This is a genomic window from Gemmata sp. SH-PL17 (assembly GCF_001610855.1).
In the GTDB taxonomy this organism is placed as follows: Bacteria; Planctomycetota; Planctomycetia; order Gemmatales; family Gemmataceae; genus Gemmata; species Gemmata massiliana.
This window is the reverse complement of record NZ_CP011271.1, coordinates 4,059,056-4,083,908: the sequence shown is the minus strand read 5'-3', so window position 1 is coordinate 4,083,908 and position 24,853 is coordinate 4,059,056. Positions and strand designations below refer to the sequence as shown.

Here is a 24,853-nt window from a genome sequence, read left to right as displayed (position 1 = left end):
CGGAGACAGGCCGAGGCGTCATTGGCCACCGTAATGCAGAGCGTCGCGGACGCGATCATCACCCTCGACGAACACGCACACATCAAATCGGCGAACCCGGCGGCGCGCATCTTCGGGCACCCCGGGACTGAACTGCTCGGCCGAACGATCGATGCACTACTCGTTGATCTTCCCACACTCGCCGACCGTTCTCCGGACGTGCCCGCTCTCCTCGGGGTCGGCCGGGAAGTGCTTGGGCGCCGGAAGAGCGGGACCGCGTTCCCCGCGGACCTGTCCGTGTCCGAGTTCCGCCTCGACGGCACGCGCTACTTCATGGTCGTCGTCCGGGACATTACCGCCCGCAAACAGTTAGAAGAGCAGTTCCGCCAGGCGCAAAAGATGGAAGCGTTCGGGCAACTCGCGGGCGGGATCGCACACGACTTCAACAACTTGCTCACCGTCATCAACGGGTACTCCGCCCTCTTACTCACTCAGGCGCCCGGGTCCGAAGACTGGCAGGAGGCACTCACTGAGATCCGTGAAGCCGGGACGCGCGCGGCCAGGTTGACCGCACAGCTCCTGGCGTTCAGCCGCAAGTCAATCATCGAGCCCAAGGTGCTGGACCTGAATCGCGTGATCGATGCCGTTGCGAAACTGCTGCGGCGGCTGCTCGGCGAGGACGTGACCCTGGTCATCAACCGCGCTCCCAACTTGGGGCACGTGAAGGCGGACCCGGGGCAAATCGAGCAGGTCATCATGAACCTCGCGGTCAACGCGCGACGCGATGCCGAGAGGGGGGCGGTTAACCATCGAGACGGCGAACGCGAACCGGGGACCGGAAGACGCCCGAGAGTATCCCGATTGTACCCCCGGTGACTACGTCCGACTGGCCGTGACCGACACAGGAACCGGCATGCCGGAGCAAGTTCGCGCCAAGATCTTCGAGCCCTTCTTCACCACAAAAGAACCCGGAAAGGGAACGGGACTGGGTCTGGCGACCGTATACGGCATCGTGACTCAGGCCGGGGGGCACATCGGCGTCCGGAGCACCCCGGGTCGGGGAACCACGTTCACGATACTCCTACCGGTCGTCCCGGACGCGATCACGGACGATGAATCGGCGCTCGCCGCGCCCACTGCGGGTGCGGAAACGGTCATGGTTGTGGAAGACGAGGAGGGGGTCCGCACGTTCACGCGGATCGTTCTGGAGGCCCAGGGGTACGAGGTGCTGGAAGCGGATTCCGGTCCCGCCGCGCTCCGAACCGCCGGCGCGCACCCGGGACCGATTCACCTTCTGATCGCCGACGTCGTTTTACCCGAGATGAGTGCTCCTGACGGTGCATCAGAAGTGGCCGGGTCTGAAGCAGGGGTTCTGGGTGCGTCGGTGGGGGATTCGCAAGGGCAAGGCGTATGAGGAGGTGGTCCACGGGATCACGAGCCTGCCGCCGGAGAAGGCCGACGCGAAACGATTGCTGGGGTTGGTCCGCGAGCACTGGCGGATCGAGAACCGTCTGCACTACGTGCGGGATGTGACGTTGGGTGAGGATGCGTGCCCGGTTCGTCGCGGTTCCGCACCGCAGGTGCTCGCCGCATTACGCAACGTGGGCGTTCATCTGCTCGCACAGGTCGATGCTGACAACCACGCGCGAGCCATACGGAGGCGGGCTGCCCGATTCCACGAAGCGATCGACCTCCTAACTTCACCAGTGTGAAACTTTCAAGAACCCTGGCGGGGAGAACGGCTCCCGGTCCGTAAAAAAGAACGGGAGAAAACGGTTCTCATACATGAACCCGCCGAGTGTGTCTCATCCTCCAACGTGAGGTAATCCCTTCCGTTTGAGGCCACCGCTGTGATCCGCATCCAGTTGCCCGCGACCGAGGCGGACCGCCTCGACACCTTGTTCCGCTCGACTGACGACCTCAAGTTTCGGGTGCGCCTCCAGATCGTGCTAATGGCCCACCGGGGCCGGGCGCGTCAGGACATCGCAACCGACCTCGGGGTCCACCGTAAGAGTGTGTTTTGAAACCTACGGGTTCGGGTGGAGCCTTCGGAGCATGCGGTGGATCATAGCGGCTTGGATCACCGCTTCGGTGGTTTCGGTGTGGTATTCGTAATCGACCATGAGGCGCCGATACCTCACGAACCACCCGAATGTTCGCTCCACGACCCACCGTCGGGTGTGGATCTTGAAACCGTCCTTGGCGTTCGCGGTGATCGTTACCGCCCACCGGCACACGTTCCGGACCACTTCCCGGAACCGCGTGGAGAATCTACTGTCGGCGATGACCTCACGCACCCGTGGTAACAGGCGACGCACCGCGCCCAGCAGCCACCGCCCGCCGTCCCAATCCTGGACGTCGGCCGTGAGTACCGACGGGGCCCTGACCAGCCCGAGCGAATCGACCCGATGAACCGCTTGCGCCCGTTCACCTTTTTCCCCCGTCGTACCCCGAAGGGGCGCCGGTGAGTCGTCTTGACGGTCTGGCTGTCCACTCGCAGCGTTTCGGGAGTCGGCGGAGCACCGGCCTCGATGCGGACCTCCTCGCGGAGTGTGGAGTGGACCTTCTCCCAAACCCCGGCCCGGCGCCAGTCCCGGAACAGGCCGTAGACCGTTTGCCACGCCGGGAAATCGTGTGGGATCATCCGCCACGCGCCGCCGGCCCGGAGGTGGTAGAAGATGGCGTTGACGATCTCGCGGCGATCGACGGTCGCCGGGCGACCGCCCCCGGGTGTACCGGACTTCGGTTGCGGCAGAAGGGGGGCCAGACGCTCCCACTGCTCGTCGGTCAGGTCGGTCGGATACGGTTTCCTACTCATGGCGGCCATGAGTAGCCGACCTGGGGCGTCAAAATCCAGACCGGTTTCAAAACGCACTCTCGGGGCCGACTTTGATCCCGTTTTCTTCCTGGATTTGCAACCACTCTCACTCTGTTCCCGTCCGAACGTGACCAATTGACAAACCGACGGCGGGTGAAATTCGTCCGCGTGAACCCCATGAGGAGCGTCGGTGTCGTACCGTCATGAGCACCGCACAATGGCGAACCGAACAGCAAACCGGTGCTCAAGATCCACGTTCGTCGGGATAATTGAGATCGTAATGAAGTAGCGGTTCCCGCTCCGACGCAACCCGATAAAATGCCGCAACGGGTCTGAAGCTCAACGGTCGAGCAGGGTGCTCATAACACCTTGGAAGTGGGTTCGACTCCCACCGGACCCACTGGTTCTTAAGTCCTTTGCTGAACGCCATTTACAGCGTACCTGTCCGACGTCGGACAGTGCGGCCCGCAACCCAGGTTCCTCCGTACCATACGGAGCTTCCCGGAAAGGTCGCACCGAATGCCACGTCAGCCCTCCGTTCCGAAACTCTGTCACCACAAAGCATCCGGCCGGGCCGTCGTTCGGCTCAACAGCGCGGACCACTACTTGGGGGTGTTCGGAACCCCCGAGGCGAAAGACGCCTACGATCGGCTCATTGCCGAGTGGCTCGCGAACGGGCGCAAACTCGCGCGCCCCGCGGCACCGCCGGCCCTGCCCACCGTCGATGAGGTGCTCCTCGCGTTCTGGCATCACGCCGAGCGCTACTACCGGCTCCCGAGCGGGGAACCGACCTCCGAGATCGTCGCCGTCCGCAAGTCGCTCAGACCGGTTCACGAACTGTTCGGTCGGGTTCCGGCCACCGAATTCGGTCCCAAGGCGCTGGCCGCCGTGCGCCAACAGATGATCCACGCGGACCTGTGCCGCAACGTCATCAACAAGCGCATCGACCGAGTGAAGCGCGCCTTCAAGTGGGCTACGGCCGAAGAGTTGGTCCCGGTGTCCGTGTACGAAGCGCTCCGCACGCTCGCGGGGCTGAAGCGCGACCGCACCGAGGCTCGCGAGAGCAAGCGCGTGCTGCCCGTTAATCCCGAGCACCTGAGCGCCACGCTCCCCCATTTGGACCGGCACGTGAGCGCGATGGCCACGCTCCAGCGCTTCACCGGCATGCGCCCGGGAGAGGTGTGCGCGCTGAAGTTGGCCGAGGTGGACCGGTCCGGGGCGGTGTGGGTCTGGAGACCGGACCAACATAAGACCGCGTGGCGCGACAAAGACAAGGTGATCCTGTTCGGGCCGAATGCCCAAGCGGTCGTTACCGCGTTCTTGCAGGGTGGAAATACGCTCGATCACGGGGAGTATCTCTTCAGCCCGCGCGCGGCACGGGAGGAGCGCTACGCGGCACTGCGAGCCGCGCGCAAGAGCAAAGTTCCGCCCTCTCAAGTCAACCGCCGGACCGCCCGACAGAAGCGCGCGCCCGGCCCGCGGTACTGGCAGACGGGATACGCCCACGCGATCCAGCGCGCCGCGGAACGGGCCGGGGTTCCGCACTGGCACCCGAACCAGATCCGCCACCTCTTCGGCACCGAGGTCCGGAAGGCTCACGGCCTCGAAGCCGCACAGGTGCTCCTGGGCCACGAGCGCGCCGACGTCACCCAGGTCTATGCCGAACGCGATTTGGCCCTCGCGATGCGGATAGCGGCTGAAATCGGGTAGTGCAGAGTTACACCGGAAACGAACCGTACCGGGCCGCACCCACCGGTGGGTGCGCTTATGGGCGGGGGCGCGATATAGCGCGAAACTGGCCCGTGTGCCTCTGATCGACCGACCCAGATAGCTCTCATGGGTGGGGTGGAGAATGGGGGCGAAATGCGTGGACCATCAGTCCCTAATGGCACCTTTGGACCCGCACTTTTGGCCCACGAACCGACACCACCACCTGACATTAATGCCCATAATTCACCTCGGTGCGGGCCATTTGGGACCGGTGGCACCTTTGCACCCGATGTCAGATGGGGAGCAGCGGGCACACTCCGCGCCGACACGTGCCATAACCGTCTCTGGCGCTCCCCCTGGATGTCATGCCACAGCGCCGCGAAGGGTTTCCAGAGGAACCCGGCCGACGCACGGAAAAGCCGCTGCCGGGCAAACGTTGCGGGTGGCAGCTCCGCCTTCCGGGACGCGCGCTTGGTGTGTTTGAAGATGTACCGAGCGGCACCGATCTGGTTCCGCACCGACTTCACGCTGACGAGCAGACCGACCCGCCGTTTCACATCCCGCACCACGCGCCGAGAGAGCCGACCGCGCGCCCGGACCAGCGCGTGGGCGTGTCGCCGACCGCTCTTCCACTCGTTCACCACCAGATATTCGAGCGCGGACGAGCGCTTGCGGAGCAGTGCGAAGAATCGCGTGATGGCTCTGGTGAAAGCCGCGTCGCCGACCAGTGCGAGACCGATCCGGAGCGCCAGGCAATCAGCGCCGGGCTCCGTAGCCGCGAGGCGTTCACGCTCCGACGCGCCCAGATCCTCTTGGCCAGTGCTGAGGGCCACCGACCGGCCCGGATCGCGGCGCACGTGGGCTGCGCCATCGGGACCGTCCACAACACCCTCCACGCCTTCGAGAAGGAGGGCGCGGGTTGCCTGAAGGAGAAGAAGCGCGGACCAAAGGATGCCCAACCCGTACTCGATGAGGCGAAGGCGGACCCGCTCAAGGGCATCCTGCACCAGTCCCCGCGACGCTTCGGCAAGGCTCAAAGCACCTGGACCCTGGATCTGTTGGCCGATGTCGCTTTCGAGCAAGAATTGACCCCGCGACGGCTGTCCCACGAAGCCGTTCGGCAGGCTGTCAAGCGCCTGGGCAGCGGGTGGAAACGCGCCAAAAAGTGGATCACCAGCCCCGACCCGGCGCACGCGCGAAAAAAAAAGCGCGGGACCGCCTGATCCGGTTGGCGGCGGCGCACCGGGAGTGGGTGCTGGGGTATCAGGACGAGTGCTGGTGGAGTCGGCTGGCGTTGCCGGCGATGCGCGCCTGGTCGGACGACGGCCGTTGCGGTTGGTCGAGCGCGAGGTGCCGAAGGGTGATACGGACCCCAAGGCGCGGTCGTGCTACGGGCGGTTGCGTGCGGACACGGGCCGGATGATGCTGCGGTTCGTGACCGGTCGCCCGGTTTCGCAAGTAACCGAGGACTACTTGGCGTGGGTGTGCAAGCGGTTGGGCGAGGAGGGGAAGAAGGCGCTGCTCTTGGTGTGGGACAACGCGGCGTGGCACGTCAGTAAGCGGGTGCGCGTCTGGATCAAGTCCCACAACAAGAAGGCGCGTGCGGAGGGCGGGGTTCGGATCGTGACGTGCTTCCTGCCGGTGAAGAGCCCGTGGCTCAACCCGATCGAGCCCAAGTGGGCGCACGGCAAGAAGGCTGTCGTCGAGCCGGGACCCCTACTCGCGGCCAACGAGGTCCGAACTCGTGTGTGCGACTACTACGGCTGCGAACACCTGGAACCCCTCGCACAACTATCCGCCTGAAACTGCACTAGTAGTTCAACTGTTTTGTGTTGCGGGGTGATCTCGGTACGATTTTGATGTGTGGACCCGAAGGAGTCCGCCATGAAGAAATACCGCGTCACCCTGACCGCCGAGGAACGTGAATCCCTGGGCACGTTGGTCGCCACGGGTAAGGCGGCTGCCAAGAAACTGATCCACGCCCGCATCCTCTTGAAGGCCGACCAGGCCGACAGCGGTCCAGCCTGGACCGACCAACAGATCGCCGAGGCGCTGGACGTCAGCGTTGCCACCATCGAGCGGGTTCGGCAGCGGTTCGTCGAGCAAGGGTTGGAACCGGCCCTGGTCCGCAAGAAGCCGGACAAGCCCAGCCGGGAGCGTAAACTCGACGGGGCCGGCGAGGCGCGCCTGATCGCCCTGGCGTGCTCGAAGGTTCCAACGGGGCGTGTGGCGTGGACCTTGGAGATGCTGGCCGACAAGCTGGTCGAATTGAAGGTCGTGGATTCGATCTGCCCGGAGACGGTGCGCCAAGCGTTGCAAAAAACGAGATCAAGCCGTGGCTGAAGGAGCAGTGGTGCATCCGCCGGAAGCCAGCGCGGGGTTCGTGTGCGCGATGGAGGACGTGTTGGAGGTGTACCACCGCCCCTTCGATCCGAAGCGCCCGCAGGTGTGCCCCGATGAGGCGAGCAAGCAGTTGGTGGGCGAGGTGGTGCAACCGATCCCGGCGGGACCTGGACAGCCCGAGCGGTTCGACTACGAGTACGTGCGTAACGGGACCGCGAACCTGTTCATGATCTCCGAGCCATTAGCGGGATGGCGGCACGTAATGGTGACGGAGCGTCGGACGGCGAAGGACTTCGCCGAGGTGCTGCGGTGGCTGGCCGAGGACGTGTACCCGGAGGCGGACGCGATCGTGCTGGTGATGGACAACCTGAGCACGCACAAGTTGGCGAGCCTGTACGAGGCGCTCCCTCCCGAACAAGCTCGTCGGATCGCGGAACGGTTCGAGGTCCACTACACCCCCAAGCACGGGAGCTGGTTGAACGTGGCCGAAATCGAGCTGAGTGTACTGGCCCGCCAGTGCTTGGACCGGCGGATCGAATCCATTGACGAGCTGCTGAAGGAACTGGAGCCGTGGTCAGTTGAGCGGAACGATCGGGCCATCGGAGTGAATTGGCGATTCACCACAGCCGACGCCCGTATCAAACTTCGGCGGCTCTACCCCGCAGTTCAAAATAGTTGAACTACTAGTGGGCAACCACTTGCAAAATGGCTGGTACTTGTTTAGCGCGTCATACTTTGTCGCAGCTCGATCACCGGACCATCAATCCGCTCGTCGCCAGTCCAGTGCCTCGCCCGGTTCAGCTTCTGGTGTGGCAGGGCGCGCCGGTTCAAGTGTGCCGTAGACCGGCTTACCGACGAGAAGCGAGTAGGCAGAGACGGCCGAGAAGTTTAGACACGCGACCCCTAACCCGAAGATCACAGCGGAAGGGAGCATGAGCAAGACGCACCCGACGCCGATGGCAGCCGCCAGATTTCCTTCTCCGCTCATCGTCCCCAACAGGCCGAGTAAGAACACGCCCGCCAATCCGACAGTAAACAGGCCGAACCCAATGATTCCCGTGGTCGTAGCTGCTCACACGACTTCCCTATTCGTGAGCCGCTTGCGAGTTTCCAACGCGTCGTTGTTGAGTGGATCATGCATTGGGTGAACGGTCCGCCGCGAGTAGCTCGATGTGGTAACGCCGCCGAACTCGGGATTCACCCGCGACGGCTGAACGCGGGCCGCAGGTTAACGCGCCCCGCGTTTCCCCGCAAGACATCGGTCCGCTGGCCGGCGGCGTTCATCCCCCGAACAGCAGCGGGCGTGGCAGGTGCCGGTTGCCGAACCATCGCAACGCCCGGCTGACGTGATCCACGACCGAGAGCGCCTGGCGGCCACACGTCTCGAGCACGGACATCAACACACCCTGGGCCCTCGCGCCCACGGCGGTTCGGTTCCCGCCCCACACCTTGCGGTTCACCACCGCCAGGCGGATCGCCTGCTCGGCCTTCCAGTTCGTCGGCTCGATGCGCGGGTCGAACACGAACGCGAACCACTGCTCGAAGTGATTCCGCAGGTGCTTCGCCAGGGTCGCATACTCCGGCACGGCCCGCGGTTGGCTCACGAGCGCCAGCAGGCGGTCATCGAACGACACGCGGTGGGCGTCGAGTTGGTTGTCGTTCCACGCCCCCGGCACGTACCCGTTGCGCCAGTGGATCGCCTCGGTGAGCAGCGCGATCACCTGCCGCGGGAACCGCACGGCTCCGCGCGTGGCACGCTCCAGCAACTCCCGTGCGCGGCGCAGTGCGTGGGCCACGCACTGCTGATGCGTCGCTTCCGTGAACCGCTCGTAGGAGGAGAACTCGTCGTGGCTCAGAACGCCCGACCCGTCCGCCCCGATCACCCGCTCCAGGATCACGGCACTGCGTTGTGAGTCAATGGCGTAGGCGGTGCCCCGATCACCGACCCACGCGTGGAGCCAGGCCGGGTGTCCTCCCACGTGCCACCCGGTCTCGTCGGCCGCGATCTGCTCGGATCGGCGTACCTCATCAAGCACCAGCCGGTAGTCCGGTTCGAGCCGCGTGGCGGCCCGCAGACCGATCTGAACGCTGGACCCGCGTGTCAACTCGATGCCGAACAGGGCATGGAAGATCGACGCGACCTTGCCGTGCGACAATCCCATCCGGCTGTGGAGGAGTGTGGCGGCGGCTTGTGCATCGGGGCCGATCTGGCTGGCGGCCGCGCCCAGAGCGTCGGAGGTCTGGAGCGGGTGCCGGCCCTGGGTCCGCTTGCCGCACGCTTGGCAGTGGCCGATGTGAACCCGGAACTTGCGGATGAGGGGCGCGCGGGGGATCTCGGTCTGGAACTGGTCGGCCGTGCCGGTCTCGACGAGATGGCCCCGGCAGTGCGGGCACGCGTCGGGCAGGTGCGCCTCGTGGCACTCGGCGATCTGTTCGGGTGGTGGCGGCGGGCGGTGTCCGTGCTTGCCGTGGGCGTCCCCCGACTTGCGTCCGGGCGTCTTCGGATCGGGTTTTGGTGGGCCTTTGCGGAACGGGGCGGCCTGGCGCTTGCCGGCGCGGACGGCGTCGTCGAGCTTACGGGTCAGTTCGGTGACCCGGGCTTCGAGTTCGGCGACACGTTGGAGGAGGTCCCGACATCCGGGACACGCCGGTTCGTCCATGACGCCATCGTAGCAACTTGGGCGGCCCGGGGAATCGCTGTGCCGGATGACACGCTATTCAATGACAATGGCTGATGGTTACTAATCAACTGGATTCCAGTAGTTTCAAGTTGCGGTGATTTATGAGTAGCGGGGCGCATGAGTTTTCCGGTCAATGGTGGTTACCACGCCTCCGTTGTCGGAGCCCCCATGCGCCCCAAGGCCCAGTTTATTCGACCCACACCGGGAACTGCCACCCGATCTCGGCGTCCGGTTCTGACCGATTGGCTCGGTCGTGCGGTCCAACTCCCCAAGCGGCGACGGACCTGCACACCCGAAGTGGTCTGGCGGGTGATCCTGTTTGCGGCCGCCTTCGCGCGCTCCTTGGGCGCCGCCTGTGCCGCGATTGTCGAGGCCCCGTCCGGGCAAGCGATCTGGAATTGCCTGTACCTTGCACGCCCTCGCGCGCCGGTTACTCCCCGCGCTCCATGCCCCGCTCGGGAACCGCGACCCGGTCGCGCGGGTGGCCATCGATTATCACCAGATCGCATACTTCGGGGAACCGAACCGGGACACCACCCGGTCCACGCCGACCGCCGGCACCCACACGTTTCACACCTACGCCACCGCCTGTATCGTCGACGGATCGAACCGGTACACACTCGGGCTAACCGCGGTCGGTCACAAGGAGCCGATGACCGCGGTTCTCGCCCGGTTGCTGGATCAGGTGACTGCGGCGGGAGTTACGATCCGCGTCGCACTGTTGGACGAGGCGTTCTTCTCGATCGCGGTGATGCAGTTGCTCCAGTCCCGGAACCTGCCGTTCGTGATCCCGGCCGTCATCCGGGGGCGCAAGCCCCGACCCGGGATGACGGCGGTCGGGTTGCGGGCGCTGCGTAAACGGGGTGCGGGTCGATACCCGTACACCCACGAGGACCGGGGGAAAGCCGTGCGGGTGACGGTGGTGATCGCGCACAAGAGTTACCACCACCGGAGGGCCGGACGGCGCCGCAGCAAGAAGATCCTGTACGCGACCTGGCGCGTGGGTGGCGGCCCGGTTGCGATCCGGGATCGGTACCGGAAGCGGTTCGGGATCGAGAGCAGTTACCGGCAGTTGGGCCAGGTGCGCCCGCGCACCTCGACGACCGATGGGGTGATCCGGTTGTTGTGGGTGGCCGTGGGACGGATCCTGCGCAACGCCTGGGTCCGGTTCGGAACGGACCCGACGCACATGTGGACGCTGGGGGCGGCGTGCCTGTTGTTGCTGCTCGAGATCTTGGAAACGCGAGCCATGAGCCCAAACGAGCTACCGACGGACCGAGGCGCGACGACACAAGCCCGAGCGCCAACTTGAAACTACTGGAGTCGGTATGAGATCGAAACACACCAGGCGAATCACTGTCGCGCGGTCGGCTTTGGGGTTCAGACCGAGTTGCTTCGCGTCGAGGGCGGCGAGAATGAACCGGTCTATGTTGGTATGCGCGACACCACGAACTTCGGGCACCTTCGACCGCGCGACGGATTTGAACGGGCGATACGCTTCGGGCTTGGGAACACCGTCGGCCACGCCGCACGCACAGACCAGTGCGGTCACAAAACTGAAGCCTACAATGGTTCTGAGCGCGAGGGGCATGCGAGTGAGCCTCGGCGCGATTCGGCGGGAGAGCCACACTGTAACCCGACGCATCCCCGCCGTAAAGCAGGCACTACAGAACCGCATTATTTCATGTGGGCGCACTTTCAGAGATGATGTAGAGAAGATTTCTTGGGCCGTGGACGTCCCTTTTGTTTTTGTTACTGAGGAGCCGCGCCGCTTCTGCGGACGTGCCGTCCGCGGCCCCAGGATTCGGTTCCGAACCTTTTCCCCGATTCGCACGTCTGTGGGGAATTATGAACACACCACTTCCCGCCGATCACGCTGACCGCATGGCCCGGGCGCGGCTCGCTCTCACGGGGTTGTCCTTGGGTGATGCCCTCGGCGAAACGTGCTTCCAGGGCCACAACTACGAAGCGATTCTCGAAGACCCGCGTGCGACCGCACGTGCCCCGTGGCCGTTCACCGACGATACCGCGATGGCAATCAGCATCTACGAAGTGTTGAACGAGCACGGGCGCATCGATCAGGACGCGCTCGCACAGCGCTTCGCGGCCCGGTATAAGGCGCAGCCGTGGCGCGGGTATGGCGGTGGAGCGCACCGGCTTTTGTCACAGGTCGGAAACGGTTTCCCGTGGCGCGCGGCGGCCGAGAACGTGTTCCCGGGCGGCTCCTTCGGGAACGGTAGCGCGATGCGAATTGCCCCGCTCGCCGCGTACTTCGCAGAAGACGACTATTCCGTGGTTGCGGAGCAGGCGCGGTTCTCGGCGGAAATCACGCACGCGCACCCCGAGGGCATTGCGGGGGCCGTGGCCACGGCCGTTGCGGGCGCGTGTGCGTGGAAGAACCGCTCTCAGCGTACCGAAGAAGCCACGCGACGCGAACTGTTCGAGGCGGCACTGGCGCACACGCCGGTGGGACAGGTCCGTGAAGGGATCGAACGCGCCCGGACGTTTTCCTTCGATCTCATGACCGAACCTGTTGTCCGATTGCTCGGGCGCGGGGCCGCTGTGGTTCCGTTTGATGTGTCCACCGAGCTGATTGTGCGGTTGCTCGGGAACGGCTCGCACATTTCGTGTCAGGACACGGTGCCGTTTTGCTTGTGGGTCGCGGCGACGCACTTGCACGACTACCAGACCGCCATCGTGCAGACTATCCGCGTGCGCGGGGACATCGACACCAACTGTGCGATCGTCGGCGGCATCGTGGCGCTTGCCGTGGGCGAGCGAGGCATCCCGGACGACTGGCTCGCTCAGCGCGAGGAACTGGTCGTGTGAGGCCAGCGTTCGCAACTTGAGAGTATATTTGAGCGGGTGTCACTTTCGCAGCTGTTCCGGTCGTAACGTCGTCATTAATATCCTATCCTGCCCAGTTTGTGTTGTTTGCCTTTGACGTGTTTTTGCTTCAACTCTACCATCGTGAACACGGAGCGCGTCTCCGCCGTCGCCGCTTATTCCGAATGTAGAGGTTGCAACTCATGTACAGCATCGTGATGTTCACCGCGATGTCGGCCGGGGCCGACGTCACGCCACCCGCAAAGCCTGCCGCTACCCCTATTGCCACTGGGTGCTGTGGCGCCGTGTCGGTTGGTTGCTACGGATCGTGTTACGGCTCTTCCTGTCACGGTTCGTGCCACGGTGGTTCGTTCGTGGGTGGACGTTCCAATGGGTTCCTCGGGCACCGCACTTCGTGCAACGGGTATTCGTGTTTCGGTTCGTGCTGCGGGTACTCGCAGTACACGTCGTGCTTCGGTTCGTGCCGCGGGTGCTCCGGTGCCTTCCTGTACGGGTCGACCTGGGGACCGCCGATCGGGATGCCGCCGTACACGCTCCACGGGTACAACTCCGGCGCCTCGCCGGTGTGGGGGCCGGGTTACCCGACCAACTTGACCGACCCGCACGCGGTCTACGGCACCATCACCAACCCCTCCCACCCAACCAACCCGAACCGTCCGCCAGTGATGACGATTCCGGTCGCCCCGGCGCCCAAGTCGACCTCGGACGGCCAGCCGATGGGCGCGAACCTGAAGTTCACCCTCCCCGCCGATGCTAAGCTCTTCGTGGACGGCAAGCCGGCGACCGGGGCCGGAACCGAGCGCCACTTCTACACCCCGCCGCTCGCGGTCGGGCAGAAGTTCTTCTACGAGGTGAAGGCCGAGCTCATGGTGGACGGTAAGATCGTGGTCGAAGAGAAGAAGATCATCGTTGAGGCCGGTGCGAACCTGACCGAAAGGTTCCCGAAGCTCGTCGCCGCGGTCGGCACTAACGGCACCGTCGCCGGTAAGTAGTCGGAGGTCAGAGGACAGAAAACGGAGCCGCGGATGTAATGCGGCTCAAAAGCAAAGTGGTTTAAGCCCCGGACGGGGCGGTAGAGATTAGCCAGGGGTGAAGCGGAGCGGAACCCCTGGCGGACTGCATCAGTCGTTCGCGATCACTTCACCGCCCGCGCGGGTGCTGAGTCCGGCCAGCGTGCGAATGGACATGCTGTCGCGCAGGAACCGGACGCTGCCGTCGGCCATTGCCGCGTTCGCGCCGCCCGTGTGGAAAGCGTAGACCTCGAACGAGTTGTTGCAGTTGATCGCGCACTCGCCGACCAGCGTGTTCCCGTCTGCTGACGTGCCCTCGACGCCGAACCCCTTCTGGTGGTCCGCCCACACGCCCCCGGTCACGCTCCCGGTGCTCGTGCCGTCGCCGCCGAACGGCGGTTCGCGGCCCGTCACGCGCTTGCCCTTCACCCAGTATTCGGGGCGGTTTGCATCTTCCGCGATGAGGATCGTGTTCGACAGCCCGTCGGTAATTTGCGAGACGGTCGAGCCCTGCGAACTCATCACGCCGCGCCAGACGGTGCTGTAGCTGGCCGGGTCCGGGTAGTTGAGGTACGTGAGCAGCGTTTGCGCCACGACCGCCACGTTCGTGTAGTCCCACGCGGCGCCCGAGAACGGCGACCCCGGTGTACCGGGCACTGCCGCCTGACCGATCCGCTGACCGTTCGCACTCGGGCACAGGAACGTCTTCACGCGACTGTTGCGGGCCACCTCGTTCGCGGGGTCGTACCAGTTCGCGGTCATCACATAGATGTTGCGGACGTTCTCTTGTTCGATGTCCGGGAGCACGAGCGCGGGCCACCCGTGGAACGGCGCGGCGAGCGTGTTGGACGGCGGGTACTTTCCGACGCGGACCTCGTAATTCGCACACGCGAGCGCGATCTGTTTCAAGTTGTTCTGGCAGCTCATGCGCGCGGCGGCCTCGCGCACTTTCTGCACTGCGGGAAGTAAGAGCCCGATGAGGATCGCAATAATTGCGATCACCACCAACAGCTCAATCAGGGTGAACCCGGCGCGCGGGGACCGGGCGCCGGGGGGGAGAGAATGCGGGTCGGGCATTGTGAGTCGAACCCTCACGTTAAAGTGTAACCGGGCGAGACCGGCGTTTTAGGGAGGTGCGGTGCAGCCGAACACCGGCGCACCCGAATTGTCCCGATTCACGTTCTGACGTATAACACGCTCAACCCTTTTGCGCAGGACGTGCGCGCAGATTACGCTCCGGTCCCAGAGAGGATAGCCGTGTCCACGAACCGCTACTTGTTTACCAGTGAATCCGTATCGATGGGGCACCCGGATAAGGTGGCCGATCAGATCAGCGACGCCGTTCTCGACTTCTGCCTCAAGGCGGATCCCGCGAGCCGCGTCGCGTGCGAGACGCTGGTAACGACCGACCTCGCGGTGGTGGCCGGCGAGATCACTACGAAGGCTCCGCTCACCCGCCAGGCGGTGGACGCGCTCGTGCGCGACGTCATCACCGAGATCGGCTACGTGGCGAAGGATCAGGCCGAGCGCGAGGAAATCGGGTTCACCGCGGACGCCTGCCAGATCGACTGCCGCATCCACGCGCAAAGCCCGCACATCAGCCAGGGTGTGGACGTGGGCGGCGCCGGGGACCAGGGCCTGATGTTCGGGTTCGCGTGCGACGAAACCCCGACGCTCATGCCGCTCCCGATCGACCTCGCGCACCGGCTCGTCGAGAAGCACGCGAACATGCGCCGGACCGGGCAACTCAAGTGGCTGCGCCCGGACGCCAAGAGCCAGGTCACGGTCGAGTACAACACCGACGGTACCCCGCACCGCATCCACACGGTCGTGCTCAGCACGCAGCACACCCGCGAGGTGATGGTGACCCAGGACGGGGCCGACTACTTCACCGACGACGCCCGGCAGATGATTATCGATCAACTCATTCGGCCCACGCTCGAAGCGGACCGGAAGGATCTCATCAAGGGCAAGCTGGTGATGATCCAGCCCAACAAGAAGGCGCCGAAGCTCGACGAGAACGACATCGCGTGCCACATCAACCCGACCGGGTGCTTCCTCCAGGGCGGGCCGCACGGGGACTGCGGGCTGACCGGGCGCAAAATCATCGTGGACACCTACGGCGGTCGGGGCCGGCACGGGGGCGGCGCGTTCAGCGGTAAGGATCCGACCAAGGTGGACCGGAGCGCGGCCTATGTGTGCCGGTACATCGCGAAGAACATCGTCAAGGCAGGGCTGGCCCGCGAGTGCGAGGTCCAACTCTCCTACGCGATCGGCTACCCGGACCCGCTGAACATCTGGGTGAACACCAACGGTACCGCGAAAGTTCCCGAAACGAAGCTGATCGAGCTGATCCGCACGCACTTCGAGCTGACGCCGAAGGGCATCATCGGGTCGCTGGACCTGCGCCGCCCGATCTACCGCGAATCGGCCCGCCACGGGCACTTCGGCCGCGAACTACCGCAGTTCTCGTGGGAGAAGACCGACAAGGCCGACGCGCTCCGGAAGGCCGCCGGAGTGTAACCTTTAGCATATTGCTTTGTGACCGCCTCACATTTACCCGGCGTTGTGGCTCAGACATGCGTGTCTGGGCCTTCTTTTTAACCCGAATGACCGGCACAGTTGCCCCGTAACGGCCAATAACAGGTTGCTCATATCGCGCGATACACTTCTTCCCCAGCGGGATCAAGCAGCCCATTTGTTGTCCCAGAAAGTCGCAAATCACAACCTCACGGCCGGTGCGGATTCAGCTACTTTCTCGGAAGGGTGACGCAGCGCCGTCGCGTTCAGCTTTTGATGAGTGACAGTCGTGGTACTCAAATTCCAACGAGTTGCGGTAACGAAGGGAAAAGGAACTCGCTGAAGAAGTTGTAACCACTTGTGAGGCGCGAGCGCCAAAAAGGACCGGCCACTGCGGTCACACTGTCGCCCATTCAGTGTGGCTGCTGCGGCCGGTCTGAAAGAACTATACGCCACGACCGGAGCCCCAAGCAAACGATCGGAGCCAAAAATGTCGACGTCGTCAGAGCTCATGTCGGGTATTCGGACTTATAACGACGTCGAGCGAATTGTCGTCGCACGTTTAGTAAATGCTGGCTCAGCAGCGAGTTGTGACCGTGTGCCGGAAAAATTGCGGTCGCGGCGCGCGTCCTGCTATAGCTCTTCGTGTCGCACGGACCGTTCGCCCAACCCGCCCTGATCGCCCAGCGGTCTCGACTGCGATTTACCCGGTACGCCCAACCGGGTTTCGTGAACGCTACTGCTTCTGTTCCGGACTCGCCCACCGGAACTGCACCCGGACCAGGGACGCGGCCCCTGGAGCCCACTTCCTGGTCCGGGTGGATTTTCAACCTCTCCTGAATCGACTGATTGTCGTTGGCCTCTAACTGGTGATTCCTGACCCTGTCACGAACCAACAACCTCGTCGGTCCCACTGGAACGACGAGCTAACATCTACCGAGATTGAGGCTCTGATGTCCACCGCTGCTAACGTCGAACTCGTGTCGGAAGTCGAAACCGCGCAATCGTCCCGCCCCAACTTGCGCGTGGACAAGATCCGCATCGCCGTGCTGCGGGTACTGGGCCGCCCGCCCGAGCTGATTCGCGTGTCAGTGCTGCCACTGTGGGGCGACAAGTTCCGGGTGAACGTGTGGGCCACCGGCAGCAACGGGGCCGGGATTCCCAATAGCTACTTTGTGACAGCCGGCGACGACGGGGGGATTCTGCACTCCGAGCCGCCCATTCAGAAGCAGTATTAAGCTCACGCGGACGAAAGATCGCGCACCAATGGTGTGAAGCCAACGGTCGCTCACTCCGCGTGTGGGTTTTCGGCCGAGAGCCCGGTGTCTCGCAGCTTGTAACGCAGCGTCGAGCGGTTTAGCCCGAGCCGCTCGGCCGCTTTGCCCAAATGCCCGTTGGTCGCGTGCAGCACCAGGTCAAATAAGATCCGCTCCACAGCCGTCACGACCCGAGCGTGCAAATCGTTCTCGCCTCGCGCAACGCGATCCTCGATCAGCTTCGACACGTCCACTTCACCGGAAGTCGTTGTGTCCGCGGGGCGCGCGGTCGATTGTCCGCGAAGGGTTGGAGGCAAGAATTCCGGTAAGAGAATCGCGCCAGTCGCTCGCAGCATCGTCTCCTTCAAAACGGCCTGAAGCTCGCGGATGTTCCCCGGCCAGCGGTGGGCACGCAAACAGTCTAAAGCGGCCGGGTCGAAACCCTGCACATTTAGTCCCAGTTCCTGGTTGAACAGAAACAGGAAGTGGTGCGCGAGTTCGGCAATGTCCTCGGGCCGGTCGCGCAGCGCGGGCAGCGCGATCGTAACTCCCTGGAGCCGGTAAAACAGGTCCGCCCGGAACAGCCCCGCGGCGATCCGCTTTTCCAGATTCTGGTTCGTGGCCGCGATCACGCGGACGTGCGTCCGGATACTCTCGCGCCCGCCGACCCGCTCGAACGTCTGGTCCTGCAACAACCGTAGCACTTTGGCCTGGGCCGCTAACGGCATGTCCCCGATCTCGTCGAGGAAAATGGTCCCGTCCTGGCACTGCTCGAACTTCCCGATGCGCGCGCGGTCCGCACCCGTAAACGCGCCGCGCTCGTGACCGAACAGTTCGCTCTCGATCAGCGACTCCGGCAGCGCGGCGCAGTTGATCGCCAGGAACGGCTTGTCCGCACGTTTGCTGTGGTGGTAGACCGCACGCGCAACCAACTCCTTGCCGGTTCCACTCTCGCCGAGGATCAGCACGTTCACGTCTTGCGGTGCGACGCGGCCGATCTGCTTACACACCTCCTGAATGATCGGGGCGCGGCCGACGAGTTGCTCGCGCGGTTCCAGCGCGGGCACCACCGGGGACACTTGCATCAGGTGCGCGGCCTCGAACGCGCGCCGCAGAATGTTCGCCACCCGGGTGAAATCGAGGGCTTAATCAGGTAGTCGAACGCCCCCTGCTTCATGGCCTCGATCGCCGTGGTCGTCGTGCCGTGAGCCGTGATGAAGACGACCGGCTGCTTCGGGGATATCGCGCGAATGGCCTCGAACGCCTGCAACCCGGTGCCGTCGGGCAGGAGCAGATCGAGCACCACCACCTCCGGGCGCTCGGACCGAAACGCGCGGACGCCCTCGGCCACCTTGCCCGCGGTGACGACCCGCGTCGTCTCGTCGCCGAAGAGCAGTGCGATCGAGTAACACACGCTCGGTTCGTCGTCCACTACGAGGAGCGTTGGCATCGTGGTCGTTCGGGGTGAGAAGTATTCGTTAGTGACACAAATTGTTCGCCAGAATCGACTTAATCCATTTTGCTAACTTTAGCTAACATTTCCGGCCTCATGGGGCACCGCGAGCCGTCGACAACTCATGTCCCACAAAAGAGTTACGCACTCCTTCCGCGTGATGAACCGCTCCCAAACAGCTAACATTCCGGCGTTTTGCAGGGCCTGAACCGATCGTTTCAGAACGCGCGAATAACGAACAGGCAAGCGGAAACCGAATCATAAACACCGACCTAATTCACACCGCGCTTTTCGTCCTTCCGCCGGGGAGGGTGATCGTGAAACAGGCCCCTCCGGCCGTGCGGTTCGCCGCGGTCAGCGTTCCGCCGTGGGCTTGAACGATCCGGCGCGAGACGCTCAATCCCAGTCCGGTTCCGGTCGGCTTGGTGCTGAAGAACGGGGTGAACAGCCGATCGGCAACGCGGTCGTCGATCCCCGGTCCCGTGTCCGCGACCGTCAGGCGCACGGCGCCGCCCGTTTCCCGCGCGAGTTGCACGTCAAGTCCACCGCCGCCGGGCATCGTGTCGAGTGCGTTGAAGATCAAGTTCACCAGCACGCCCTTGAACTGATCGGCGTCGAGTTCGGCCGCGACCGGACCGGGCGGGAGATCAAGTGTTAAGCACACGGTCTGTCGCGTGAGACGCTCGCGAACAAGATCGATGACCTGATGAACCACCCCGGCGATGTCCTGCGGTTCCGGCCCAATTTCCAGCGGCCGCGCGAAATCGAGGAGCGACTGAACCTTCCGTTCGAGCCGCCCGACTTCGTCGTGAATGACCTGGAGATCAGTCTCGGACAGTCCACGCGGGCACCGACCGCTGAGCGCGGCACCGACCAGGAGTTTGATGCTGGTGAGCGGGTTGCGGACCTCGTGTGCGACACTCGCGGCTAGTTGCCCCACCGCGGCCAGTTGCTCGACCCGAAGCGCTTCACACTCCTGGCGCTGGAGCTGGCTCACCACGTCGCGCACGCGCTCCAGAATCGTCCCCACCTGCTTTTCCATTCGCTGAAGATCACCGCCCTCGGCCGTTAACCGGAGCGATCCGACTTCTTGGTCCAAGTGCGCGTGAACGTCGCGGAGCCGAACGCTCAGTCGCGTAATGGACCGGCTCAACCCCCACGCCATACCGAACCCACCGACCAATCCCCCGACGGCCCCGAGCACACCAAGCAGGATCATCCACGTGCGGGCGCGCCGGCCCTGTTGAGCACTTTGATCGACCGTTTCCTGCATCGCCTTGTGGTTCAAATTGAGCAACTGTTCGCACGGAACGACAATGTAACGGATCGGGTGCGCATCGGACCAAACCAAGGCGTCTTCCTTGGTCGGACCAACCGGCGAGCGGGTCGTGGCTTCGAGTTCTTGGCGGTATCGCGTGTAGCCGGTTTCGATCTCGCCCAGAACCTCGCGTTCCTCGTCCGAACTCGCGCGATCTCGAATCTCTCCGAGGATGCGCTCGAACGCGGTCTGGTCTCGGGCGACCTTGGCCCAGCGCGTCGGCGTCATGTCCATGACGTACAGGAAGCTGTGGAACCGGATGTGGCGCAGCTCGGTCTCCAAGTCCTGGGCCGCCTCCAGGCTCCGGACGTGCTCGGAAACGATCTTGTCCTGGTCCGCTTGGAGGTGGTTGATCGAGCGAATGCCCAGCAAACTCGTGCCGAGCATCGCCAGCGCGACGAGCAGCGCGGGCGCGGTTACCTGAAAGAGAACCTGTCGGTTCAGCGTCACGGCCACGAACCTCCCCCGAACGCGACGTGTTATTCCCGGTGATCGCCCGGCGCATGCGCCCCAACTTTCACCGTACCCTGTTCACCGGAACTGTCCAAGTGGCCGACGGGCTCCAAATGCACCCCCGCTTCTGGCGGGCGACCGTTGACCGGCGCGGGAGACGGCGTGGTCCCGAACCACTGCAGGACCGAATAGAAGACCGGCGTGAGGAAGATCCCGAACAGTGTGACCCCGAGCATCCCCGCGAACACCGCGATCCCCAGCGAACTCCGCATCTCGGCCCCAGCGCCCTGTGCGTACACTAATGGCAGCACGCCGAAAATGAACGCGAAGCTGATCATCACGATCGGCCGCAAGCGCTGCTTACACGCTTCCAGCGTTGCGGCGCTCCGAGATTCCCCGGCGTCCTGGCGCTGCCGCGCGAACTCGACGATGAGGATCGCGTTCTTGCACGCCAGCCCCACCAGTACCACGAACCCGATCTGTGTAAAGACAGTTACTTCGATCCCGGCCATCTGAACCCCGATGATCGAACACAGCAGACACATCGGAACGACCAGAATCACCGCGAGCGGCAACTTCCAGCTCTCGTACTGCGCCGCGAGTACCAGGAACACGAACACGACAGCCAGCGCGAAGAACCACATCGCCGAGTTCCCGGCCTGGCTCTGAAGGTACGCCAACTCGGTCCACTCGGTCTTCATTCCCCGGGCGAGCTCCTCGGTCGCGATCCCGTGGATCAGCTCCATCACCTGACTGGACCCGGTCCCGTCCGCCGGGTTCCCGGTCACCGCGGCAGCCGAGTACATGTTGTACCGCACCACCACCGGCCCGCTCGCGTCTCGCACGGTCGTGACGGTCCAGAGCCGGACCGTCTGGTTCTGCGCGTTCCGCACCTGGTACTGCAAGATGTCCGAAGCGTCGCCGCGGAAGTTCGGGTCGGCCTGGATGTTCACCTCCCAGGTCCGGCCGAACTCGTTGAAGTTGTTCACGTAGTACGAACCCAAGTACACCTGGAGCGCGTTGAAGATGTCGCTCACCTGAACACCCAGTGAGCGGCACTTGTCGCGGTCGATCTCCAGGTACAGCCAGGGCGTGTCCGCGCCCGCGCTCGTGAACATCCCCGTTAATCCCGGCGTTTCGTTGCCCCGTTGGACCACGCTCCCCGCCACCCGGTCGAGTTGAGTGAGATCCGTGCTCCCGCGAACCTGGACCATGAGCGTGAACCCGCCCGTCGTCCCCAAACCATCGACCGGCGGCGCGCCGACCGCGGCCACGATCGCGTCGTCGACATCGCGCTTACACCGCTGCTGGATCGCCGAGGCGATCGCGTCCGCGGTCCGGTCGGTCCCCTTCCGCTGATCGAATCCGTCAAGCATCACGTACATCGAGCCGAGGTTCGGGGCGTTCGCGTTCAGGATCACCGATCGGCCCGAAATGCCGAGCGTGTGCTTCACGCCGGGCGTCTCGCGTGCAATCGCCTCGATCTCCGCCATCGCCGTTTCGGTCCGCTCCACGGACGCGGAATCCGGTAGCTGCACGTTGAGAATGAGATAGCCCTTGTCCTGTTGCGGGATGAACCCGGTGGGCGTGCTCACGAACTCGGTGTACGTCAGCACCAACAGCACGCCGTAAGCGAGCAGGATAATCACGCTAACACGCAGCACCCGGCTCACCACCGCGCCGTGGACATCGGTTACGCGGTCGAACACCCGATTGAACCAGCGAAAGAACGCCCCGAGCACCGCGTTCACCGGGCGGATGAATACCCAACCCAGGATCGCGCCGACGAGGATACCGGGCGGCGCGAAGCACGCGACCTTTAGCCCCAGCGCCGCCCACGACTCGCCGCCGTGTTCCGGTGCGGGGGGAAGTTGAACGAATCGACCGAAAAGGTCCGGCCCCAACTCGTGTGTCAGCACCCCGCCCAGAACCGCGAAGATCCACCACGGCAGCGCCTCGCGGTGGTGGCCGTGGCCGTGCTTCTTCGCATCCGCCTTGAAGATCAGCACGGCGCGCGACGAAGTCATGGTGAGCGCGTTCACCGCCGAGATGAGCGTGGACACGCGATCGTGACGGCGAACTGGCGGAAGAACGAGCCGGTGATTCCGCCCAGGAAACAGCACGGGATGAACACGGCGCTGAGCACCAGCGTGATCGCCAGCACCGGCCCCGTAATCTCTTCCATTGCTTTGATCGTCGCAGTACGGGCATCTAATCCCGTCGCCATCTGGCGCTCGATGTTCTCCAGAACAACGATGGCGTCGTCCACCACGATCCCGATCGCCAGCACCAACCCGAACAGTGTCATGATGTACAGTATTAATCCCATTTGTGACATGACCGCGAGCGTACCGATCAGCGAGACGGGTACGTCGATCATGGGCAGGATCATCGCCCGCCAGTCCTGCAAGAACACCAGCACGACGATCGCCACCAGCCCGATCGCCTCCAGCAGCGTGTGAATCACGTCGCGGACCGAGTCGCGGATGTACGGCGTGGTGTCGTAAGCGATCTGGTAATCCACGCCGTCCGGGAACCCGGCCTTCAGCTCCTGCATCCTCTCGCGCACGCGGTCGCCTACATCAAGCGCGTTGGTCCCCGGGAGCTGGTACAGCCCCAGGCCGACCGACGGGCGCCCGTCGAACGAGCAGATCGTGTTGTAGTTCTGTGCCCCCAGTTCGATCCGCGCGACATCTTGGAGGCGCACGAGGCCAGTTGCAGGTGACGGCCCGCCCGACTCCAGCGCGCCCCCACCGAGTGCGCCGCTCCCGACGGTCCCGCCGGCCGTTGGGCCGGTCGACGTGAGTGCCGCCGATGCGCCTGAACTGCTAGGAGTGGGCATCGACGCCGTGGTCGGGTTCCCGCTGCTCGCGGGATCACTGGTCGGGTCCGTGCCCGCATCGGCCGACGAATCGGACGGGGCGACTCCCGTAGCCGGCGCAACCGCAACGATGTCGTCGACGGTCGGCGGAGTAGTCGGGTCACTGGTGGCGTCGGCGGAGAGTAGCTTCACGACCCGGGGTTTCGGCTTCGCGGCGCGAGCCTGTTCGATGAGGCGCCCGCCGGCGGAGAGGATTTGGGGCGAACCGCTCGCCTTGACGATGATTCCGTCGAATTGTTCGGGGCCGGCGAGGCGCCCGAGCGTATCAAGCGGGAACTGGAAGGCCTGTCCCGTCGGAGCCGGAGGTTGGCCGATGCGCCCGGCCGGGGCGTCCACATTCTGGGTGCGGATCGCGGCGGCTTGGGGGGGGCTTTCGCTGGCACCCCACAAGAGCGCCGGCGAGAGCGCCGAGAACGAGCAAACCAAAGAGACGGAAGCGATGGCGTGTTCCGGGAGATCGCGCGGACATGGGGGTGTCCTTCGTCGGGAGCGTTCAACGACACGAGTGGCAGTCGCGTACCGTTGACCCGTTAAAGGCAACCACTGTGCCCGAATCGCGTCGGGCCGAGCACTATAACGCAAACATCAACTGCAAAAGGAATTGCGGTCGAATCAAAGAGGTGAGTACAGATGATGTGGTGCGCCGATTTCGCAATCGTAATCGGCGTATTTTCGTCTCTTGGGGTAAAATACGCCAGCGATTAATCCCTCGCTGGCGAGACTTCGCGAGCAGCGGTTATTCACTTTTCCGGGGCTTGCGCCCCGTCACCAGACCGTCCATCAACAACTGCCACACGTCGACGAACGCGGCGGCGAGTGCCGGGTCGGACCAATCGCCGGCGTGGGCCGGGTGATGGAACCGGGACGTGGCGAACAGCAGCGCGCGCCCCGCGGTAACGGGATCAACGGTGCGGAACGTGCCGTCACGCACGCCGGTGCGGATGATCGTTGCGGTCAGTTCAATCAACTCGTCGACATGGGCCGCGGCCACGGATTGGGCATCGGCTGCAAGTGCTCGGTACGCGGTGAACAGCTCCGGGTCTTCCGAGGATCGTCGGCGCTTCACTGCGATCAGCGCGCCGAACAGTTCCCGCAATCGCTCGGTGGCCGGCCCCGACTTCGTCGCGATCGCTCGGAGCGGAGGCATGATCGTCTCCATCCATCGGCCGACCACCAAGTCTCTCAGTTCCGCCTTGCTTGCCACGTGTCGGTAGACCGCCGCGTGGCTTACGCCCAGAGCCCGGGCCACGTCCACCACGGTCGCCTTCGCCGGTCCGTATTTGCGGATCGCGTCCTCAGCGGTGGCCCAAATCCGTTCGCGGGTGAGCGGGCCATCGGGCATGGGAACCTTTCGATCGAGGCACTCCGCCCGAATCGACGGGGCCAAGACCGTTTGGCTCATGAGGCGGTAGAGGTGGAGGCTGGTCGCAACTCGTTGCCCGACAGCATCCTCTGCTAAATCTCCACCTCTACCGCCTCATGAGCCACGAAGTTTATTGGAACCATCGAGTCGCTCAAACGGGCCGAGTTCGCCCGCGACCGGTCAGTGGGTACTCGATTACAACCAAAGCTCTTGCACAAGAC

23 protein-coding genes, 1 tRNA gene and 1 pseudogene are annotated in these 24,853 nt (G+C 64.2%); 14 read left to right on the top strand and 11 right to left on the bottom strand.

Annotation, left to right across the window (positions count from 1 at the left end; all coding sequences use genetic code 11):
• The first annotated feature begins 21 nt into the window (after window positions 1-21).
• From VT84_RS17040 to VT84_RS38610, 4 genes are all read left to right on the top strand, one after another.
• A complete protein-coding gene (locus VT84_RS17040) occupies window positions 22-855 on the top strand; it encodes a two-component system sensor histidine kinase NtrB (protein ID WP_157469556.1) in 834 nt (277 codons plus the stop codon).
• A 37-nt stretch (window positions 856-892) separates the two neighbouring features.
• Window positions 893-1,393, top strand: a complete 501-nt coding sequence (locus VT84_RS17035; protein ID WP_410000385.1) for an ATP-binding protein — start codon at window positions 893-895, stop codon at window positions 1,391-1,393.
• On the top strand, window positions 1,356-1,691 hold the full coding sequence (locus VT84_RS17030; RefSeq protein WP_082840375.1) for a hypothetical protein: 336 nt from the start codon (window positions 1,356-1,358) through the stop codon (window positions 1,689-1,691). The genes VT84_RS17035 and VT84_RS17030 overlap by 38 nt, the downstream gene beginning before the upstream one ends.
• Window positions 1,692-1,829: 138 nt before the next feature.
• Window positions 1,830-2,003 carry a helix-turn-helix domain-containing protein gene (locus VT84_RS38610; protein ID WP_157469554.1) on the top strand — a complete coding sequence of 58 codons (174 nt, stop codon included), beginning with the start codon at window positions 1,830-1,832 and terminating at the stop codon, window positions 2,001-2,003.
• 3 nt (window positions 2,004-2,006) lie between these two features.
• Here the strand turns inward: VT84_RS38610 and VT84_RS39630 are convergent, their stop codons facing one another.
• Together VT84_RS39630 and VT84_RS17020 are read right to left on the bottom strand one after the other, a co-directional pair.
• The gene (locus VT84_RS39630; protein ID WP_162271733.1) at window positions 2,007-2,216 is read right to left on the bottom strand and encodes a transposase; all 210 of its coding nucleotides are present in this window, start codon (window positions 2,214-2,216) and stop codon (window positions 2,007-2,009) included.
• Window positions 2,198-2,797 carry an IS5 family transposase gene (locus tag VT84_RS17020; protein ID WP_162271732.1) on the bottom strand — a complete coding sequence of 200 codons (600 nt, stop codon included), beginning with the start codon at window positions 2,795-2,797 and terminating at the stop codon, window positions 2,198-2,200. Before VT84_RS17020 ends, VT84_RS39630 begins: the two co-directional genes overlap by 19 nt.
• 328 nt (window positions 2,798-3,125) lie before the next feature.
• On the opposite strand from VT84_RS17020, the gene VT84_RS17015 reads away from it, so the two are divergent.
• The 5 genes and pseudogenes from VT84_RS17015 (at window position 3,126) to VT84_RS38600 (ending at window position 7,529) form a co-directional block, all read left to right on the top strand.
• A tRNA-Ile gene (locus tag VT84_RS17015) sits at window positions 3,126-3,197 on the top strand.
• Window positions 3,198-3,316: 119 nt separating this feature from the next.
• On the top strand, window positions 3,317-4,507 hold the full coding sequence (locus tag VT84_RS17010) for a tyrosine-type recombinase/integrase (RefSeq protein ID WP_082840373.1): 1,191 nt from the start codon (window positions 3,317-3,319) through the stop codon (window positions 4,505-4,507).
• A gap of 476 nt (window positions 4,508-4,983) precedes the next feature.
• Window positions 4,984-5,730: a helix-turn-helix domain-containing protein gene (locus tag VT84_RS17005; RefSeq protein WP_204249778.1), complete on the top strand. Its 747-nt coding sequence runs from the start codon at window positions 4,984-4,986 to the stop codon at window positions 5,728-5,730.
• 55 nt (window positions 5,731-5,785) lie between these two features.
• Window positions 5,786-6,310, top strand: a complete 525-nt coding sequence (locus VT84_RS17000) for a transposase (RefSeq protein ID WP_204249777.1) — start codon at window positions 5,786-5,788, stop codon at window positions 6,308-6,310.
• Window positions 6,311-6,391: 81 nt separating this feature from the next.
• Window positions 6,392-7,529 (top strand): annotated as a pseudogene (locus VT84_RS38600) (IS630 family transposase).
• A gap of 81 nt (window positions 7,530-7,610) precedes the next feature.
• Here VT84_RS38600 and VT84_RS16985 read toward each other — a convergent pair.
• Together VT84_RS16985 and tnpC are read right to left on the bottom strand one after the other, a co-directional pair.
• Window positions 7,611-7,865 (bottom strand): hypothetical protein, encoded by a 255-nt coding sequence (locus VT84_RS16985; RefSeq protein WP_052561858.1) that lies wholly within the window; start codon window positions 7,863-7,865, stop codon window positions 7,611-7,613.
• Between the two features lie 265 nt (window positions 7,866-8,130).
• Complete coding sequence (gene tnpC / locus VT84_RS16980; protein ID WP_082840371.1) at window positions 8,131-9,510, bottom strand: IS66 family transposase; 1,380 nt, start codon at window positions 9,508-9,510, stop codon at window positions 8,131-8,133.
• A 430-nt stretch (window positions 9,511-9,940) separates the two neighbouring features.
• On the opposite strand from tnpC, the gene VT84_RS16975 reads away from it, so the two are divergent.
• The 3 genes from VT84_RS16975 (at window position 9,941) to VT84_RS16965 (ending at window position 13,370) form a co-directional block, all read left to right on the top strand.
• On the top strand, window positions 9,941-10,843 hold the full coding sequence (locus VT84_RS16975; RefSeq protein ID WP_239465869.1) for a transposase: 903 nt from the start codon (window positions 9,941-9,943) through the stop codon (window positions 10,841-10,843).
• Between the two features lie 536 nt (window positions 10,844-11,379).
• The gene (locus VT84_RS16970; protein WP_052561852.1) at window positions 11,380-12,360 is read left to right on the top strand and encodes an ADP-ribosylglycohydrolase family protein; all 981 of its coding nucleotides are present in this window, start codon (window positions 11,380-11,382) and stop codon (window positions 12,358-12,360) included.
• A gap of 200 nt (window positions 12,361-12,560) precedes the next feature.
• On the top strand, window positions 12,561-13,370 hold the full coding sequence (locus tag VT84_RS16965; protein WP_157469553.1) for a TIGR03000 domain-containing protein: 810 nt from the start codon (window positions 12,561-12,563) through the stop codon (window positions 13,368-13,370).
• A gap of 129 nt (window positions 13,371-13,499) precedes the next feature.
• Here VT84_RS16965 and VT84_RS16960 read toward each other — a convergent pair whose 3' ends face one another.
• Window positions 13,500-14,465, bottom strand: coding sequence for a DUF1559 domain-containing protein (locus VT84_RS16960; protein WP_082840369.1), 966 nt, complete (start codon window positions 14,463-14,465; stop codon window positions 13,500-13,502).
• Window positions 14,466-14,639: 174 nt separating this feature from the next.
• Between VT84_RS16960 and VT84_RS16955 the strand changes: the two genes are divergently transcribed.
• Together VT84_RS16955 and VT84_RS16950 are read left to right on the top strand one after the other, a co-directional pair.
• A complete protein-coding gene (locus VT84_RS16955) occupies window positions 14,640-15,911 on the top strand; it encodes a methionine adenosyltransferase (protein WP_410000397.1) in 1,272 nt (423 codons plus the stop codon).
• Window positions 15,912-16,861: 950 nt separating this feature from the next.
• Entirely contained in the window at window positions 16,862-17,146 is a 285-nt protein-coding gene (locus VT84_RS16950) for a hypothetical protein (protein ID WP_082840367.1), read from the top strand.
• Between the two features lie 50 nt (window positions 17,147-17,196).
• Here the strand turns inward: VT84_RS16950 and VT84_RS16945 are convergent, their stop codons facing one another.
• The 6 genes from VT84_RS16945 to VT84_RS16925 all read right to left on the bottom strand — a co-directional run bounded on the left by VT84_RS16945 (window position 17,197) and on the right by VT84_RS16925 (window position 24,611).
• Window positions 17,197-18,291 (bottom strand): sigma-54 interaction domain-containing protein, encoded by a 1,095-nt coding sequence (locus VT84_RS16945; protein ID WP_315850303.1) that lies wholly within the window; start codon window positions 18,289-18,291, stop codon window positions 17,197-17,199.
• The gene (locus tag VT84_RS42005) at window positions 18,249-18,614 is read right to left on the bottom strand and encodes a response regulator (RefSeq protein ID WP_315850302.1); all 366 of its coding nucleotides are present in this window, start codon (window positions 18,612-18,614) and stop codon (window positions 18,249-18,251) included. Before VT84_RS42005 ends, VT84_RS16945 begins: the two co-directional genes overlap by 43 nt.
• A 280-nt stretch (window positions 18,615-18,894) precedes the next feature.
• Window positions 18,895-20,385, bottom strand: coding sequence for an ATP-binding protein (locus tag VT84_RS16940; RefSeq protein WP_157469551.1), 1,491 nt, complete (start codon window positions 20,383-20,385; stop codon window positions 18,895-18,897).
• Between the two features lie 29 nt (window positions 20,386-20,414).
• Window positions 20,415-22,451, bottom strand: a complete 2,037-nt coding sequence (locus tag VT84_RS16935; RefSeq protein ID WP_204249776.1) for an efflux RND transporter permease subunit — start codon at window positions 22,449-22,451, stop codon at window positions 20,415-20,417.
• Window positions 22,427-23,695: an efflux RND transporter permease subunit gene (locus tag VT84_RS39625; protein WP_082840365.1), complete on the bottom strand. Its 1,269-nt coding sequence runs from the start codon at window positions 23,693-23,695 to the stop codon at window positions 22,427-22,429. Before VT84_RS39625 ends, VT84_RS16935 begins: the two co-directional genes overlap by 25 nt.
• A 310-nt stretch (window positions 23,696-24,005) precedes the next feature.
• Window positions 24,006-24,611: a TetR family transcriptional regulator gene (locus VT84_RS16925; RefSeq protein WP_052561913.1), complete on the bottom strand. Its 606-nt coding sequence runs from the start codon at window positions 24,609-24,611 to the stop codon at window positions 24,006-24,008.
• Window positions 24,612-24,853: the final 242 nt, after the last annotated feature.

Excerpts from the sequence above, each read along its gene's own strand:
- VT84_RS16970 (WP_052561852.1), top strand. The coding sequence starts at position 11,380 with ATGAACACACCACTTCCCGCCGATCACGCTGACCGCATGGCCCGGGCG.
- VT84_RS17020 (WP_162271732.1), bottom strand. The coding sequence starts at position 2,797 with ATGAGTAGGAAACCGTATCCGACCGACCTGACCGACGAGCAGTGGGAG.
- VT84_RS42005 (WP_315850302.1), bottom strand. The coding sequence starts at position 18,614 with ATGCCAACGCTCCTCGTAGTGGACGACGAACCGAGCGTGTGTTACTCG.
- VT84_RS16950 (WP_082840367.1), top strand. The coding sequence starts at position 16,862 with ATGTCCACCGCTGCTAACGTCGAACTCGTGTCGGAAGTCGAAACCGCG.
- VT84_RS17010 (WP_082840373.1), top strand. The coding sequence starts at position 3,317 with ATGCCACGTCAGCCCTCCGTTCCGAAACTCTGTCACCACAAAGCATCC.
- VT84_RS16925 (WP_052561913.1), bottom strand. The coding sequence starts at position 24,611 with ATGCCCGATGGCCCGCTCACCCGCGAACGGATTTGGGCCACCGCTGAG.
- VT84_RS16965 (WP_157469553.1), top strand. The coding sequence starts at position 12,561 with ATGTACAGCATCGTGATGTTCACCGCGATGTCGGCCGGGGCCGACGTC.
- tnpC (WP_082840371.1), bottom strand. The coding sequence starts at position 9,510 with ATGGACGAACCGGCGTGTCCCGGATGTCGGGACCTCCTCCAACGTGTC.
- VT84_RS17035 (WP_410000385.1), top strand. The coding sequence starts at position 893 with ATGCCGGAGCAAGTTCGCGCCAAGATCTTCGAGCCCTTCTTCACCACA.
- VT84_RS16960 (WP_082840369.1), bottom strand. The coding sequence starts at position 14,465 with ATGCCCGACCCGCATTCTCTCCCCCCCGGCGCCCGGTCCCCGCGCGCC.